Source organism: Mycobacterium sp. NGS51, from assembly GCF_059812525.1.
This window is the reverse complement of sequence record NZ_JCALCV010000010.1, coordinates 135,619-151,095: the sequence shown is the minus strand read 5'-3', so window position 1 is coordinate 151,095 and position 15,477 is coordinate 135,619. Positions and strand designations below refer to the sequence as shown.

The following is a 15,477-nucleotide window of genomic DNA, read 5'->3' as shown; positions in this document are numbered from 1 at the left end:
GTGCGCACCACCGGTTTATTCAGGCGACTCGATCCGCGCCTGCGTCGCAGCCGCACCAATCCAGACGGGACGATGTCGCTCGTCGACCACCTCACCGAGCTGCGTACCCGGCTGCTGATCTCGCTGGCCACGATCGTGCTGACCACCGCGCTGGGGTTCGTCTGGTACTCGCACTCGCTGTTCGGGGTGGAAAGCCTGGGGGAGTGGCTGCGCCATCCGTACTGCGCGTTGCCGCCCTCGGCGCGCGCGGAGATCAGCGCCGACGGGCAATGCCGCTTGCTGGCCACCGCGCCGTTCGACCAGTTCATGCTGCGGCTCAAAGTCGGGCTGACCGCCGGCATCGTGCTGGCCTGCCCGATGTGGCTCTACCAACTGTGGGCGTTCATCACGCCGGGGCTCTACAAGAAGGAGCGGCGCTTCGCGGCGGCGTTCGTCATTCCCGCCGCGGTGCTGTTCGTCGTCGGTGCTCTGCTGGCCTACCTGGTGTTGTCGAAGGCATTGCACTTCCTGCTAACCGTCGGCAGCGACGTCCAGGTCACCGCGTTGTCCGGCGACCGGTACTTCGGATTCCTGATCAACCTGCTGATGGTTTTCGGCATCAGCTTCGAATTCCCGTTGCTGATCGTCATGCTCAACTTGGCCGGTGTGCTGAGCTATGCGCGGCTGCGGTCCTGGCGGCGCGGCCTGATCTTCGCGGTGTTCTGCTTTGCGGCGATCTTCACCCCGGGATCGGATCCGTTCTCGATGCTTGCGCTCGGGCTGGCGTTGACCTTGCTGCTCGAACTGGCCATCCAGATCACCCGCCTGCACGACAAACGGAAAGCCAAGCGCGAAGCGCTGACCGAGATTCCCGACGAGGAGGCCTCGACGATCGAACCGCCGTCGGCGGTGGCGACGCCGTCGGGCAGCGCCGGATCCCATGACGACGTCACCTGACAGCCACTCGGGCGAGCTGGCGCGGTTCAGCGCGGAACTGGCCTTCGGGCTCGACGGTTTCCAGCAGCAGGCGTGTGCGGCGCTCGAGCGCGGTCACGGGGTCTTGGTCTGCGCGCCCACCGGGGCCGGCAAGACCGTGGTCGGCGAGTTCGCGGTCCATTTGGCGCTTGCTGCGGGAGGTAAATGCTTCTACACCACCCCGTTGAAAGCGCTGAGCAATCAGAAGCACACCGACTTCGTTGCCCGCTACGGCAAAGACCGGATCGGGTTGCTCACCGGCGACTTGTCGGTCAATGCCAATGCACCGGTGGTGGTGATGACTACCGAAGTGTTGCGCAACATGCTGTATGCCGGTTCGCCTGCGCTGCAAGGGCTTTCCCATGTGGTCATGGACGAGGTGCACTTCCTGGCCGACCGGATGCGGGGCGCGGTGTGGGAAGAGGTGATCTTGCATCTGCCCGACGAGGTGCGGTTGGTCAGCCTCTCGGCGACGGTGAGCAACGCCGAGGAGTTCGGCGGCTGGATCCAGACCGTGCGCGGCGACACCGCGGTGGTGGTCGACGAGCACCGGCCGGTGCCGTTGTGGCAGCACATGCTGGTCGGTAAACGCCTCTTCGACCTGTTCGACTACGACGGCGACGGGGCCAAGCATCAGCCCCATGTCGACCCGAACCTGGTGCGCCACATCGCCCATCGCCGGGAGGCCGATCGGCTCGCCGACTGGCGTCCGCGCCACCGTGGCCCGGGTCGGTCCGGCCGGCCCAGCATGTACCGGCCGCCGCCGCGCCCGGACGTGATCACCGCGCTGGACCGCGAAGGCCTGCTGCCTGCGATCACGTTCGTGTTCTCCCGCGCCGGATGTGACGCGGCGGTCGCCCAATGTCTGCGCTCGTCGTTGCGGCTGACCACCGAGGAGGACCGGGCGCAGATCGCCGAGGTGATCGACCATCGCTGTGGCGATCTGGCTGACGCCGACCTCGACGTGCTCGGCTACTACGAGTGGCGCGAGGGCCTGCTACGCGGTTTGGCCGCCCACCATGCCGGGCTGTTACCGGTGTTCCGGCACACCGTCGAAGAGCTGTTCACCGCAGGGTTGGTCAAGGCGGTATTCGCCACCGAGACCCTGGCGCTGGGCATCAACATGCCGGCCCGCACGGTCGTGCTGGAACGGCTGGTCAAGTTCAACGGCGAGCAGCACGTTCCGCTGACGCCGGGGGAGTACACCCAGCTGACCGGCCGGGCTGGTAGACGCGGCATCGACGTGGAAGGCCACGCGGTGGTGATCTGGCATCCCGATATCGAACCGGCCGAAGTCGCCGGCCTGGCCTCCACCCGCACCTTCCCGCTGCGCAGCTCGTTCGCCCCGTCGTACAACATGACGATTAATCTCGTGCACCAAATGGGTCCCGAGCAGGCGCACCGGCTGCTGGAGCAGTCGTTCGCCCAATATCAGGCCGACCGTTCGGTCGTCGGGCTGGTCCGCGGCATCGAGCGGGGCGAGCGGATGCTCGAGGAGATCGCGGGCGGACTGGGCGGCCCGGACGGACCGATCCTCGACTACGCCCGGCTGCGCGAACAGATTTCGCAACGGGAACGCGCGCAGGCCCGCGCCTCGCGGTTGCAGCGCCGGCAGGCGGCCAACGACGCACTGACCGCGCTGCGCCGCGGCGACATCATCACGATCCCGCACGGCCGCCGCGGTGGCCTGGCGGTGGTGCTGGAATCCGCCCGGGACAGCTCCGATCCCCGGCCGTTGGTACTCACCGAACACCGCTGGGCCGGCCGGATTTCGTCGGCGGACTACTCCGGGGCGGCGTCGCCGGTCGGGTCCATGAGCTTGCCCAAGCGGGTTGAACACCGCCAGCCGCGGGTCCGGCGGGATCTGGCGTCGGCGCTGCGCTCGGCGGCGGCCGGACTGGTCACCCCGGCGGCTCGGGGCCGGCGACGAGGCCAGGCATCTGATGGCCCCGATGTGGATCCCGAGCTGGCGTCGCTGCGCGAGCAGATGCGCCGTCATCCCGCCCATCAGGCAGCCGACCGTGAAACCCAGATGCGGGTCGCTGAGCGTTATCTGCGGATTGAACGCGATAACGAGCAGCTGCAGAAGAAGGTGGCCGCGGCCACCAACTCATTGGCGCGCACCTTCGACCGCATCGTCGGGTTGCTCACCGAGCGCGGGTTCATCCGCGCCGGCGACGATGCAGAGCGCAGCGATGAGGAGGAGCGGCGCCATGACGCCGCCGGCGACGCCGACGATGATCCGCAGGTCACTGACGACGGCCGGTTGTTGGCCCGGATCTACAGCGAAAGCGACCTGTTGGTGGCCGAGTGCCTGCGCACCGGGGCATGGGCCGGCCTGCGGCCGCCGGAACTGGCGGCGGTGCTCTCGACGGTGCTCTACGAGACCCGCGGCCCTGACGGTCCGGGGCCGCCGCTGCAACACGGGGAAGCGCTGCCCGCGCAGTTGCGCCAGGCGCTGCACCGGACACGACGGCTCTCGGCCGGATTGCGTGCCGACGAGCAGCGGCACCGCATCACACCGAGTCGCGAGCCCGACGACGGGTTTGTCGCCGCGATCTATCGCTGGGCCAGCAGCGGCGACTTGGCGTCGGCGCTGGCGGCCGCCGACAGTGAGGGTGGCGGTTCGCCATTGTCGGCCGGGGACTTCGTGCGCTGGTGCCGGCAGGTGCTCGACCTGTTGGACCAGGTGCGCAACGCCGCGCCGCAACCGGACCTGCGCGTCAGCGCGAAACGCGCGATCGACGCCATTCGGCGCGGCGTCGTCGCAGTTGATGCCGGGTAGGCTGAGCTCCGGCTACGGTTACAGACGGCAGTGTCAGTACTGAGAGGACCGAGAACACGATGAGTGGACCGCAGGGATCCGACCCCACGCAGCCGTGGCAGCCGCCGCAGGGCGAGGATCAGCAATCCACCGACCAGCCGACCGCGCAGGGCTCGCCCTGGCAGCAGTCATCCGGCGCTGAGCAGCAGGGTTGGCAGCAGCCATCCGCCGACCAGCAGACCTGGCAGGCACCCGCGTACACGCCCACCGAGTATCCGCAGTACCAGCAGACCGGCCAGTTCTATCCGCCGTCGCAGCCGTACGCACAACCACCGGCCTACCCACAGTCCGAGCAGTATGGCGCGCAAACCGAGCAATACGGTGGCCAGCCGGGCCAGTACGGTCAACCGGGCCAGTACGGCCAGCCCACCCAGTACGGCCAGCCGGGGCAGTACGGCCAATACCCACCCGGCCAATACGGCCAATACCCGCCACAACCGGGCCAGTACGGTCCGCCGCCGGCGGGCCCACAGCGTTCGCGAGCGGTGATCGGCACGGTCATCGGAGTGTTCGCCGCTGTGGTCGTCGCGGTGATTCTGGTGCTGGGCTTCTGGGCGCCTGGGTTTTTCGTGACCACCAAGCTGGACATCAACACGGCGCAGACCGGTGTGCAGCAAATCCTTTCCGACGAGACCAACGGCTACGGCGCCAAGAACGTCAAAGACGTCAAGTGCAACGACGGTCAGAACCCGGTCGTCAAAAAGGGCGGAACCTTCGACTGCAACGTCAGCATCGACGGCTCCAAACGGCAGGTGACCGTGACTTTCCAGGACAACAAGGGCACCTACGAGGTCGGCCGGCCCAAGTAAGCCACCGTCAGCCGGGTAGCGAGTCCAGCGCTTTCTGCAGCCGGGCGATCGACGAGCCGACACCGAATTGGTGTGCCAGCTCTGCGACGGCGTTGGGGTCGGCGGCCGCCAGCGGCAGCGCATCGCTCGGCGTCGACAACGTGACCGGCGCATCGGTGGCCACCCGGACCACCGGCCCGGCGGCTTCGACGTAGTCGGCGGCCTCCTGAAGCTTCCGCCGAAGGCCTTTGGACAGCGATGATTTCGGGTCATCGACGGCAGCCAGGATTCCCGCCAGTGACCCATGCTGCGCCAGCAGCGTCGCCGCGGTCTTCTCGCCGATACCGGGGACACCGGGCAGCCCGTCGGACGGATCGCCGCGCAGCAACGCCAGCTCGGCATAGCCGGCGCCGGCCCGATCGGCGGGCACACCGTAGCGGTCGGCCACCTCGGCCGGCCCCATCAGCGTCGCGTTGGTCAAGCCGCGGCCCAGGTAGAGCACCCGAACCCGGACCGGATCGTCGCCGACCACCTGTAGCAGGTCGCGGTCGCCGCTGACGACGACGACGGGGTCGCGGCGTTCGGCGGCGGCCAGTGTGCCGATCACGTCGTCGGCCTCGAAGCCGGTCGCGCCGCCGGCGGCAATGCCGAACGCGTCCAGGATCGCCTCGATCATCTCCACCTGCGGGGACAACTCGTCGGGCACTTCCTCGACATCCGGCTGGCCGTCGGGGTTTGCCTGTTCGACGCGGTGCGCTTTGTACGACGCGATGGCGTCCACCCGAAACTGCGGGCGCCAGTCCAGATCCAGGCACACCACCAACCGGGCAGGCCGCTGCTTGGTGATCACCAGCGCCATCGAGTCCAGGAAGCCGCGGACCGCGTTCACCGGCCGGCCGTCGGGTGACGTGATCGACGACGGCACCCCGTAGTAGGAGCGGAACCACATGCTGGCACCGTCAAGCAGCAGCAGGGGCGCAGGCATGTCCGCCATCGTCTCACGCCTGCGGGCTAGCCTGGCAGGCGTGAATTCCCGCCGATTCGACACCGACGTATACGCCCGCCGCCTCGCCGCAGCGGCCGCCGCCACCGCCGGCGCGGGCCTGGCGGGTTTGGTAATCACCCCCGGCTACGACCTGCGGTATTTGATCGGTTCGCGCGCACAGACCTTCGAACGGCTCACCGCATTGGTGTTGCCGGCCTCCGGTGACCCCACTGTGGTGGTGCCGCGGCTGGAGCTGGCCGCGCTCAAGGAATCGGCTGCCGCGGATCTGGGCTTGGCGGTGGCCGATTGGGTCGACGGCGACGACCCCTATCAGCTGGTCGCGGCGGCACTCGGCGGCGCCCCAGTGGCGACGGCGGTCACCGATGCGATGCCGGCGCTGCATCTGTTGCCGCTGGCCGATGTCCTCGGCGTACTGCCGGTACTGGCCACCGGGGTGCTGCGCCAGCTGCGGATGGTCAAGGACGCCGCCGAGATCGACGCGCTGCGCAAGGCGGGTGCGGCGATCGATCGGGTGCATGCCCGGGTGCCGGAATTTCTGGTGCCGGGCCGAACCGAGGCGGACGTCGCCGCAGACATCTCCGAAGCGATTGTCACCGAGGGTCATTCGGACGTCGCGTTCATCATCGTCGGGTCCGGCCCGCACGGCGCCGACCCGCATCACGAATGCTCCGACCGCGAACTTCACGCCGGGGACATCGTCGTCGTCGACATCGGTGGCTCCTACGAGCCGGGATACCACTCGGACTCGACGCGGACCTACAGCATCGGTGAGCCCAGCGCTGAAGTAGCGCAACAGTATTCGGTGCTGCAGCGCGCGCAGCACACGGCCGTGGCTGCGGTTCGCCCGGGTGTAACGGCGCAGCAGGTGGACGCGGCCGCCCGCGACGTGCTGAGACAGGGCGGGCTCGGCGAGTACTTCGTGCACCGCACCGGGCACGGCATCGGGCTGTCCGTGCACGAAGAGCCTTACATCGTCGCGGGCAACGAAGTCCCACTGACAGCGGGCATGGCGTTTTCCGTCGAGCCGGGCATCTACTTTCCCGGCCAGTGGGGGGCCCGCATCGAGGACATCGTCGTGGTGACCGAAAACGGCGCCGAGCCGGTGAACCAGCAACCACATGAACTGATCGTCGTTCCGATCGACTGACCCGCGGCGCAGCGACTACGCTCGGGCGATGAGCAACCACGACCGTGCCGCTGCCCGTCGGGAAATCGCCGACGCTTTGCTCCTCGCCCTGGAACGTCGCCACGAGGTATTGGACGTGATCGTGGAGGCGGACGACCGACCTGCCGCGGTTGAGGCGATCGTCGCCTCGTTGGGGATCTCGCACCGGGGCAGCGAGGCGGTGATGGGAATGTCGTTCGACCAACTCACCAAGGACTCCCGTAAACGGATCGCTGCCGAACTCGACGACCTGAACACCCAACTGAGCTTTACCCTGCAGGAGCGGCCCGCGAGCTCGGGCGAAAGTCTGGCGCTGCGGCCCTTCGCCGGCCAGGCCGACCGCGACATCTTCGGTGTGCGCACCGAGGAGATCGGCGGCGCGGGCGACGGGTCGGGCGGGCCCGCCGGCACCCTCGACGACGAGATCCGCGCGGCGCTGGCCCGGATCGACGCCGAGGATGCCGCCTGGTTCGTCGCGGTCGACGGCGCGCAGAAGGTCGGCATGGTCTTCGGCGAGCTCATCGGCCACGAGGTGCACGTCCGGATCTGGATCCGTCCCGATTGCCGCCACCGGGGCTACGGCACTGCCGCCCTGGGTAAGTCGCGACCGGAGATGGCGGCCTATTTCCCCGCGGTACCGCTGGTCATCCGAGCGCCCGGCGCCCGCGATGCCCGGACGACCCGCTAGGTTTCGGCCCGCAGCCGGACCATCCGCGTTGTGCTGCTCTCGTCCAGCTCTACCAGTTCGCTGCGTGACCGCAGAAAGTCACTGAATGATCGGAATCCCAGTGACTTTTCACTGAACGACGGGTCCATCCGCTTCATTTGCGCCTTGACTGCCGAGTTGTGCAGCCATTCCGCGTCGTCCTTCTCGTGGCCGATCCGCAGCGCCCGTGCCAGCAAGCCGGTGGCCGCGGCCTGCGCGGCGGGCGGTTGCGGCTCCTCGTCGGCCTCCGGGGTCTTCGTGCGTCGGGGCCGTTTCTTGGGCGCGGCGTCCTCGGGGCTGGAAACGCCGGGCAGAGCATCGTAGCTGACAAAATCGTCGCAGGCTGCGGTGAGCGACCGGCTGGTCGAACCGGCCACGCCGATACCGACGACGTAGCGACCGAGCCGCTTACACCGTTGGGCCAGCGCGATGTAGTCGGAGTCGCCGGCCACGATGACGACGTGGGTGAGGTCCGGCAACCGGAACATGTCTTCGACCGCGTCGACCGCAAGCCGGATGTCGGCCCCGTTCTTGCCGTACGCCGCTGCGGGAAACAGCTGCACCAAATCGACTGCGCGGCCGACCAGTTGGTCACGGTAACCGGCGTTGACGTCGGCTGACCAGTCGGCGTAGGCCCTGGTCAGCACCAGCGTCCCAAACGACGACGCGAAATCGATGATGGCGCCGACGTCGACGGCGGCCTTCACCAACCGCTCCGGCTCTTTGTCGAAGCCGCGTGCCTTGTCGCGTTGGAACGAGTTGCGGCCGTAAACCTGGTCATACCGCGACATCACGATGTTGTCGAAGTCGAGGTACACCGCGACGCGGTCCGCAGCGGGTTCCGTCAAATCAGCCCTTGCCGCGGTCGAGCAGATCCGACGATCCCAGCACCCGCTCCACTTGCACCTCGATGACCACCCGTCGCGGGTTTTCGCGTGGGGTGCGGTAGCGCTGCGCATAGCGCAGTTCGGCGTCGCGCACGGCGTCGACCCCGCTGTTCACACTGGCCCGGCCTTCCAGGGACAGCCAGCGGGCGCCGTCGACCTGACTGAGCACAGCGACTCCGCCGCGCTCCGCGTTGACGGCCTTCTGCGAGCCGCCGCTGGTGATGACGCGTGCGATGTGGGTCTTGGGGTCGAAGGTGAAGCCGACGGCCACCACGTGCGGCGAATTGTCCGCGCGCAGGGTGGTCAACATGGCCAAATGGCGCTCGGTGAGGAACGCCAGCGCGTCGGTGGTGAGCCGGGTGGTGGTATTCGCCATCACCGCTCACGTTATCGCAGGCGATAATCGCAGCCGTGGATGACACGGATGCCGGGACGGTGCTGATTCTGGGCGGTCGCAGCGAGATCGGCACCGAACTGGCGCTGCGGCTGGCTCCCGGGGCCACGGTGGTGCTGGCGGCGCGCCACGCCGACCGGCTCGGCGAGCAGGTGTCGATGATCCGGGCGGCCGGGGCGGTGGCGGTGCGGACCTGCGAGTTCGACGCCGACGACCTGGCTTCACACGGCGCGCTGGTGGAGTCGATCATCGCTGATCACGGGCCGATCGAGACCGCGGTGCTGGCGTTCGGCATCCTTGGCGATCAAGCCCGCGCCGAGACCGACGCCGCGCATGCGGTAGCCGTCGTGCACACCGATTTCGTCGCGCAGGTCAGCCTGCTCACCCATTTGGCGGCGGCCATGCGCACCGCCGGGCGGGGCTCGCTGGTGGTGTTCTCCTCGATCGCGGGGGTGCGGGTGCGGCGCGCCAACTACGTCTACGGCTCGGCCAAGGCCGGTCTGGACGGCTTCGCGAGCGGACTGGCCGATGCGCTGCACGGCACCGGGGTGCGAGTGCTGATCGTACGGCCGGGATTCGTCGTCGGCCGGATGACCGAAGGTATGTCGCCGGCGCCGCTGCCCAGCACTCCGGCGCAAGTGGCCGCCGCGACGGCGCGGGCACTGGCCAAGGGGCGGCGCACAGTGTGGATTCCGTGGGCTTTGCGGCCGGCGTCGGTGGTGATGCGACTGCTACCGCAGTTCGCCTGGCGAAGGATGCCGCGGTGATCCGCGTCGGCGACGATGCAGAACGAAGTGATGAGGAGGAGCGGCGCCAATGATCCGCGTCGGCGACGATGCAGAACGAAGTGATGAGGAGGAGCGGCGCCAATGATCTTTGTTGTGGGGATCGGCGCCGACGGGATGGCCGGCCTGTCGGAGCGGTCGTCGACTGAATTACGCAGCGCCGCAGTTATTTACGGCTCACGCAGGCAACTGGACATGCTCGACGCCTCGGTGCCCGCGCACAAGCGGGAATGGCCGTCGCCGTTGCTGCCCGCGCTGCAAAGCCTGTGCGACGAGTCGACCGACGTGCACGTGCTGGCCAGCGGCGACCCGATGCTGCACGGGATCGGCGGCACCCTGATCCGGCTGTTGGGTGCGGAGCAGGTCGTCGTGTTGCCGCATGTCTCGGCGGTGACGCTGGCGTGTGCCCGGATGGGCTGGATCGTCCAGGACACCGAAGTGATCAGTCTGGTGACCGCGGGGCCGCACACTGCGGTACGCCGCGGCGGGCGCGCGGTCGTGTTGTCGCGCGACGCCGGTACCCCGTTGGCGCTGGCCGGGTTGCTCACCGAATACGGCCGCGGCGATTCGCTGTTCAGCGTGCTCGAGCAGCTCGGCGGTCCAGGGGAGCGATGTCGTCACAGCACCGCCCGCGACTGGGCCGCCGCCCCGCCCGACGATGTCGACGGCCTCAATGTGATCGCGGTGCGGTATCTGCCCGACGACCGGGTGTCGGCGGTGCTGCCCGAGGACGCGTTCGCCCACGACGGTCAGATCACCAAGCAGAGCATCCGCGCGGTGACGCTGGCGGCGTTGGCGCCGCGCCCCGGCGCGCGGTTGTGGGATGTGGGGTCGGGTTCGGGGAGCATCGCGGTGGAGTGGGCGCGCACCGGCCGGGGTTGCACCGCGGTGGCTTTCGAACGCGACGACACGCGTCGCGACAGCATTGCCCGCAATGCCGCCGCGTTCGGCGTCGACGTCGAGGTGCGCGGCGCGGCGCCGCAGGCCTTCGATGGTGCTGCCACGCCGTCGGCAGTGTTCCTCGGCGGTGGGCTGACCCAGCCGGGGATGTTCGAGGCGTGCCTCGACCACCTGCCCGCCGGCGGACGGCTGGTGGCCAACGCCGTCACCGTTGAGTCGGAAGCCGTTCTGGCGCAGCTATATTCACGTTTAGGCGGAACCTTGCAACGTTTTCAGCACTATCGTGGCGAGCCGCTGGGCGGCTTCACCGGTTGGCGACCGCAGCTGCCGGTCACCCAATGGGCGGTGACCAAATCATGACCGTGTACTTCATCGGCGCGGGCCCCGGCGCGGCCGATCTGATCACCGTGCGGGGGCAGGAGATGCTGCGCCGCTGCCCAGTGTGCCTGTACGCCGGCTCGATCATGCCCGACGACCTGCTGGCCCTCTGCCCGCCCGACGCGCGGGTCGTCGACACCGGACCGCTGACCCTGGAGCAGATCGTTGCCGAGATCGTCGAAGCCCACTCCGCCGACCGCGACGTAGCACGGCTGCACTCCGGTGACCCGTCGCTCTACAGCGCGTTGGCCGAGCAGTGCCGACAGCTCGACACACTGGGCATCGAATACGAAATCGTGCCCGGCGTTCCGGCCTTCGCCGCAGCCGCGGCTGCGCTGGGGCGTGCGCTCACCGTCCCGGGCGTCGCGCAGACAGTCACGCTGACCCGGGTAGCGACCTTGTCGACGGCCATGCCGCCCGGTGAAGACCTTGGCACGCTGGCCCGATCCGGTGGGACCCTCGTGTTGCACTTGGCTGCCGCGCAGATCGACGCCATCGTCTCGCAATTGGTGAACGGCGGCTATCGCCCCGAAACACCCACGGCGGTAGTGGCTTTCGCCACCTGGCCGCAACAGAGCGTACTGCGCGGCACACTGTCCGACATCGCCGGGCAGATGCACCATGCAGGGGTTACCAAGACCGCGGTCATCATCGTCGGCGACGTGCTGGCGGCGGAGGGTTTCACCGACAGCTACCTGTATTCGGCAGGGCGTGCCCGGGGGAGCGGGCACTGATGCGGGTGCTGCTACTCGGCGGCACCGGCGAGGCGCGAGCGCTGGCCGCCCGGTTGTACCCAGACGTCGACATCATCAGTTCGCTGGCCGGCCGGGTGCCCGACCCGGCGCTGCCGGTCGGCGCGGTGCGCATCGGCGGGTTCGGTGGTGCAGCCGGACTCCGGCAGTGGCTGCGCGACGAACACATCGACACCGTCGTCGATGCCACCCACCCATTCGCGGCCACCATCACCGCACACGCCGCACAGGTATGCGGCGAGATGGGACTGCCGTATCTGGTGCTGGCCCGCCCGGCCTGGGACCCGGGCGGCGCCACCTTGGTTGCCTCAGATACTGAAGCAGCTGAAGCTGTTTCGCATCGGGGATTTTCGCGGGTGTTCCTCACCACCGGCAGATCCGGTACGGCGGCCTTCGCTGACAGCGAGGCCTGGTTTTTGATCCGCGCGGTCACGTCGCCGGACACCGAGGTCTTGCCCCGCCGCCACCACCTGCTGGTGTCCCGCGGTCCGTACCACTACGACGGCGAATACGCGCTGCTGCGCGAGCATCGCATCGACGCGCTGGTCACCAAGAACAGCGGCGGCCAGATGACGCGGGCCAAACTGGACGCCGCTGCCGCACTGGACATCCCCGTGGTGATGGTGGACCGCCCGCCGCTGCCGCCCGGTGCGATGACAGTGCGCACGGTCGACGAGGCGGTGACCTGGCTGGCGCGTCTTTTCCCAGCGTAGGGATGCGTGCGGTGTCACGATAGTGGCGTGAGCGACGGCAGTGTCACCGCCGGATTGGCCTGCGCGGCATGTGGCACTACGGCGCGCGCGGAAGCCAAATTCTGCGACGAGTGCGGGTCGCCGCTCACCGCTTCGGCTACCGCCGCCGAGTACAAGCAGGTGACGGTGCTGTTCGCCGACGTCGTGCATTCGATGGACATCGCCGCGGCTGTCGGTGCGGAGCGGCTGCGGGAGATCATGACGCAACTGTTCAGGCGCTCCGTCGCCGCAGCACAGCGCTATGGCGGCACGGTGGATAAGTTCACCGGCGACGGCATCATGGTGATCTTCGGCGCACCAGTGTCTCTGGAAGATCACGCTTTTCGGGCCTGCGCCGCCGCGCTGGACATGCAAGCAGAGGCCAAGCGTCTGGCCACCGAGGTCAAAGCCAACGACGACATCACCCTGCAACTGCGGGTCGGATTGAACTCCGGGGAAGTCATCGTGGGCGAGATCGGTTCCGGCCCTGCCGGTTATACCGCGATCGGCCACCAGGTCGGGATGGCTCAGCGGATGGAATCGATCGCGCCGCCCGGTGGGGTGATGCTCAGCGAGACCACCGCGCGGCTAGTCGAGCATGCCGCTGTTCTCGGCGAACCGGAGCTGGTGCGAATCAAGGGCTCCGCCGACCCAGTGCCGGCACGCGGGCTGATGGCGCTGGCGGCGAGGCAGGGACGGATTGGTCCACATGCGCTGGCCTTGGTGGGCCGGGAGTGGGAGCTCGCCGCCCTGACGGCGATGCTGGATCGGTCGACAAAGGGCCACGGCTGTGTGGCTGGGGTCGTCGGGCCGGCCGGCATCGGTAAGAGCCGCATCGTCGCCGAGACGGTTTCTATTGCGGAAAGCCGCGGCGTGCAGGTGTTTGTTGTGGACGGCGCTGACACCAAAACTGAGCGCGTGCGAAATCACTGAGGCCCTGCGGATGGCGCAGCACATGATCGATCTGGCGGACGGCGACCCGCATATGGGCGACCTCATCGTCGAAACGCCACTGATAATGGCGTTGATGGCGCGCGCCGTCGCGCTCGCCTGCTTGGGACAGCCGGGCTGGAAAAGCGAAATCGACAAAGCCGCGGCGATGTGCCGCGAGATCAAGCCCGGTGGTCGCGCGGCGATCGAACTGCCCTTCATCTATGGCTTCGGAATACTGCACGGGCTGCTGCGCTCCGACACTCCTCTGCTACAAGACACCGCGGAGACGTTGAAACTGGCGGAAGATCGAGGCGACGATTACGCGCTGACAGCGGCTCGAATGCTTCGCGGCTTCGCGCTGACTCAATCCGACGGTCGGCAACGCAGCGATGGCTTCCACCTACTCGCAATGGCCCGCGATGCGCTGCTAGAGAACCGGTTCATCACGAACACGGTACATCTGATCGATATGGCAAGCGCCAAGGAGAAAGTAGGAACGGGCAATCATGACGACGCGATCGAGATCCTCCGCACCATCGCATACCACGTATTCGCGGCCGGTGCAACGGTTTACAGCGGAACAGCAGTGATCGCTCTCGCCGAAGCTTTGCTCCAACGTGGCACCGACGCCGACGTGACCGAAGCCAAGGCCGCAATCGAACACCTGGCGGCCGTGCCCGTCGAACCGGGGTTCGTGCTCTACGAGGTGGCGCTGCTGCGCTTGCGAGCGCTGCTCGCGCGGGCGCAGGACAACGATCGAGCGTATCGAGATTTCGTCGATCGCTACCGCGCGATGGCGACATCGCTTGGCTTCGAAGGCCATATTGCGATGGCCGAGTCCATGGAACGCTAAACCGCTACCTTGTCGACTGGAGCCGTTGGTTCACTGACCTGCCCGTCGCGCCGCCGCTGGCGATAGTTGGCCGAGGCCGCGCGCCACAGCATGTTGGGCCGCAGCAGCCGGTTCGGCGGATCAACAAGCGACGTTACCTTGACGAACTGATTCAGCGCGACAGTGTCGAATTCCGCAGCGGTCAGCACGCGATCCACGTATCCGTTGAACATTCGCGTCGCCCGCGGTCGTTCGCCGTCGATCTCGGGCAACGCGAGGTCGCCACCGGCGGCCAGTTGCCACGCGTGGCGGATTGGCTTCGCCGAAGCGCGGAAGAACCGCCAAGCCAGATCACTTGTCCCCGTGCATAAACAGCGCCGCAATACCAAGGCTTCCAGCGCGGCCACCGTCATACCTTGGCCGTAGATCGGGTTGAAACTGCAGATTGCGTCCCCGATGACCAACAGTCCTTGGGGAAATCGGCGCATCTTGTCATACCGGCGCCACTGGCTCGACGGGACACGGTGCCGTACTACCTCCCCGATAGGGTGCGCATCGCGTACTGCATCCAGCACATGTTGGGGTGCGAATCCTTCGGCGAACGCACACATCGCGGAGAGCTCGCAGGGCGGTTGCCGGCCCGCCATTCCCATCACGGTCAGCACCCAGGTGTCATTCTCACAACTGATAAGCCCCAGCCCGGCGGGCCGGCCGGGCACCACGCCGACCAAAACACCCAGTTCGTGCAAAGCGCCGGGCCGCATCGTTAGCCGCTGACTGGAATAGGCCAGGTGGACCACGACGCGGTCTTCGATCGGGCGGGCATAGCCCAGGCTTTCCAGCCACAGCGGTGTGCGCGACGCGCGTCCCGTCGCGTCGACGACCAGATCGGCGGGCAGGATCGACTCGTGCCGGCTGTGCCGGTCGACGGTGAGGACGCCGGTGACGCGGGTGCAGTCCGGCCTCGACATCAACTCGACGACATCGTGATTGTCGAGCAGCCTGACATTGGCGATGGCGCGGACCCGCTGCCGGACGTGGTGCTCCAGGAACGGTCTGCTGGTCAGGTAAACGGCTAGCGCCTCGGCCGAGCCGGTACTGACGAATCGGTGGCCGGCCACGCTGTAGTGCAACTTGGATAGGTCGCAGCCATCGAAGTACGGCGCACCGTCAGTGATCAGCTCGTCGAGAATCTCAGGGAACAGCTCATCCAATACCTGCGCACCCCTCGCCAACAGCGCATGTAGGTGGCGTCCCTGTGGTACCCCCCGACGGTCGGCGGCCTCGTAGGGCAGGGTGTCGCGCTCGACTATCGTGACCGTCTCGTAGAACTCGGCCACTGCCCGTGCGGCCAGCAGGCCGGCCATGCTCGCGCCCAAGATAACTGCATGATCACCGATCTTGGCCATTGCGCACCCACTCTCGACGAGCTGTCACTGACG

14 protein-coding genes and 1 pseudogene are annotated in these 15,477 nt (G+C 67.8%); 11 read left to right on the top strand and 4 right to left on the bottom strand.

The window, feature by feature from the left end:
• The 3 genes from tatC to AC5Y5W_RS14465 are packed head-to-tail and all read left to right on the top strand — an operon-like array spanning position 1 to position 4,587.
• Positions 1 to 936 carry a twin-arginine translocase subunit TatC gene (gene tatC, locus AC5Y5W_RS14475; RefSeq protein WP_499884614.1) on the top strand — a complete coding sequence of 312 codons (936 nt, stop codon included), beginning with the start codon at positions 1 to 3 and terminating at the stop codon, positions 934 to 936.
• Complete coding sequence (locus AC5Y5W_RS14470; RefSeq protein WP_500010302.1) at positions 920 to 3,739, top strand: DEAD/DEAH box helicase; 2,820 nt, start codon at positions 920 to 922, stop codon at positions 3,737 to 3,739. Before tatC ends, AC5Y5W_RS14470 begins: the two co-directional genes overlap by 17 nt.
• Positions 3,740 to 3,798: 59 nt before the next feature.
• On the top strand, positions 3,799 to 4,587 hold the full coding sequence (locus AC5Y5W_RS14465) for a DUF4333 domain-containing protein (protein ID WP_500010301.1): 789 nt from the start codon (positions 3,799 to 3,801) through the stop codon (positions 4,585 to 4,587).
• A 7-nt stretch (positions 4,588 to 4,594) separates the two neighbouring features.
• Here the strand turns inward: AC5Y5W_RS14465 and AC5Y5W_RS14460 are convergent, their stop codons facing one another.
• The gene (locus tag AC5Y5W_RS14460) at positions 4,595 to 5,551 is read right to left on the bottom strand and encodes a 5'-3' exonuclease (protein WP_500010300.1); all 957 of its coding nucleotides are present in this window, start codon (positions 5,549 to 5,551) and stop codon (positions 4,595 to 4,597) included.
• Between the two features lie 40 nt (positions 5,552 to 5,591).
• On the opposite strand from AC5Y5W_RS14460, the gene AC5Y5W_RS14455 reads away from it, so the two are divergent.
• Together AC5Y5W_RS14455 and AC5Y5W_RS14450 are read left to right on the top strand one after the other, a co-directional pair.
• On the top strand, positions 5,592 to 6,719 hold the full coding sequence (locus AC5Y5W_RS14455) for a M24 family metallopeptidase (protein WP_500010299.1): 1,128 nt from the start codon (positions 5,592 to 5,594) through the stop codon (positions 6,717 to 6,719).
• Between the two features lie 28 nt (positions 6,720 to 6,747).
• Positions 6,748 to 7,425: a GNAT family N-acetyltransferase gene (locus AC5Y5W_RS14450; protein WP_500010298.1), complete on the top strand. Its 678-nt coding sequence runs from the start codon at positions 6,748 to 6,750 to the stop codon at positions 7,423 to 7,425.
• On the opposite strand, the gene AC5Y5W_RS14445 is transcribed toward AC5Y5W_RS14450, so the two are convergent.
• Positions 7,422 to 8,291, bottom strand: coding sequence for an NYN domain-containing protein (locus AC5Y5W_RS14445; protein WP_500010297.1), 870 nt, complete (start codon positions 8,289 to 8,291; stop codon positions 7,422 to 7,424). The genes AC5Y5W_RS14450 and AC5Y5W_RS14445 overlap by 4 nt on opposite strands.
• A gap of 1 nt (position 8,292) precedes the next feature.
• Positions 8,293 to 8,706 carry a F420-dependent biliverdin reductase gene (locus AC5Y5W_RS14440; protein WP_499884079.1) on the bottom strand — a complete coding sequence of 138 codons (414 nt, stop codon included), beginning with the start codon at positions 8,704 to 8,706 and terminating at the stop codon, positions 8,293 to 8,295.
• Between the two features lie 35 nt (positions 8,707 to 8,741).
• Here AC5Y5W_RS14440 and dprE2 point away from each other — a divergent pair, with 35 nt between their 5' ends.
• The 6 genes and pseudogenes from dprE2 to AC5Y5W_RS14410 all read left to right on the top strand — a co-directional run bounded on the left by dprE2 (position 8,742) and on the right by AC5Y5W_RS14410 (position 14,056).
• Complete coding sequence (dprE2, locus tag AC5Y5W_RS14435; RefSeq protein ID WP_500010296.1) at positions 8,742 to 9,491, top strand: decaprenylphospho-beta-D-erythro-pentofuranosid-2-ulose 2-reductase; 750 nt, start codon at positions 8,742 to 8,744, stop codon at positions 9,489 to 9,491.
• Positions 9,492 to 9,593: 102 nt separating this feature from the next.
• Positions 9,594 to 10,769 (top strand): precorrin-6y C5,15-methyltransferase (decarboxylating) subunit CbiE, encoded by a 1,176-nt coding sequence (gene cbiE, locus AC5Y5W_RS14430; protein ID WP_500010295.1) that lies wholly within the window; start codon positions 9,594 to 9,596, stop codon positions 10,767 to 10,769.
• Positions 10,766 to 11,521, top strand: coding sequence for a precorrin-4 C(11)-methyltransferase (gene cobM / locus AC5Y5W_RS14425; RefSeq protein WP_500010294.1), 756 nt, complete (start codon positions 10,766 to 10,768; stop codon positions 11,519 to 11,521). The genes cbiE and cobM overlap by 4 nt, the downstream gene beginning before the upstream one ends.
• Positions 11,521 to 12,252 (top strand): cobalt-precorrin-6A reductase, encoded by a 732-nt coding sequence (locus AC5Y5W_RS14420; RefSeq protein WP_500010293.1) that lies wholly within the window; start codon positions 11,521 to 11,523, stop codon positions 12,250 to 12,252. The genes cobM and AC5Y5W_RS14420 overlap by 1 nt, the downstream gene beginning before the upstream one ends.
• Positions 12,253 to 12,444: 192 nt before the next feature.
• Positions 12,445 to 13,155, top strand: a pseudogene (locus AC5Y5W_RS14415) (adenylate/guanylate cyclase domain-containing protein); the annotation flags it as partial.
• Position 13,156: 1 nt separating this feature from the next.
• A complete protein-coding gene (locus AC5Y5W_RS14410) occupies positions 13,157 to 14,056 on the top strand; it encodes a hypothetical protein (protein ID WP_500010348.1) in 900 nt (299 codons plus the stop codon).
• On the opposite strand, the gene AC5Y5W_RS14405 is transcribed toward AC5Y5W_RS14410, so the two are convergent.
• On the bottom strand, positions 14,053 to 15,444 hold the full coding sequence (locus tag AC5Y5W_RS14405) for an FAD-dependent oxidoreductase (RefSeq protein WP_500010292.1): 1,392 nt from the start codon (positions 15,442 to 15,444) through the stop codon (positions 14,053 to 14,055). The two genes, AC5Y5W_RS14410 and AC5Y5W_RS14405, sit on opposite strands and share 4 nt — an antisense overlap.
• Between the last annotated feature and the right edge of the window lie 33 nt (positions 15,445 to 15,477).

Excerpts from the sequence above, each read along its gene's own strand:
- AC5Y5W_RS14470 (WP_500010302.1), top strand. The coding sequence starts at position 920 with ATGACGACGTCACCTGACAGCCACTCGGGCGAGCTGGCGCGGTTCAGC.
- AC5Y5W_RS14465 (WP_500010301.1), top strand. The coding sequence starts at position 3,799 with ATGAGTGGACCGCAGGGATCCGACCCCACGCAGCCGTGGCAGCCGCCG.
- AC5Y5W_RS14460 (WP_500010300.1), bottom strand. The coding sequence starts at position 5,551 with ATGCCTGCGCCCCTGCTGCTGCTTGACGGTGCCAGCATGTGGTTCCGC.
- AC5Y5W_RS14450 (WP_500010298.1), top strand. The coding sequence starts at position 6,748 with ATGAGCAACCACGACCGTGCCGCTGCCCGTCGGGAAATCGCCGACGCT.
- AC5Y5W_RS14440 (WP_499884079.1), bottom strand. The coding sequence starts at position 8,706 with ATGGCGAATACCACCACCCGGCTCACCACCGACGCGCTGGCGTTCCTC.
- cbiE (WP_500010295.1), top strand. The coding sequence starts at position 9,594 with ATGATCTTTGTTGTGGGGATCGGCGCCGACGGGATGGCCGGCCTGTCG.
- cobM (WP_500010294.1), top strand. The coding sequence starts at position 10,766 with ATGACCGTGTACTTCATCGGCGCGGGCCCCGGCGCGGCCGATCTGATC.
- AC5Y5W_RS14420 (WP_500010293.1), top strand. The coding sequence starts at position 11,521 with ATGCGGGTGCTGCTACTCGGCGGCACCGGCGAGGCGCGAGCGCTGGCC.
- AC5Y5W_RS14405 (WP_500010292.1), bottom strand. The coding sequence starts at position 15,444 with ATGGCCAAGATCGGTGATCATGCAGTTATCTTGGGCGCGAGCATGGCC.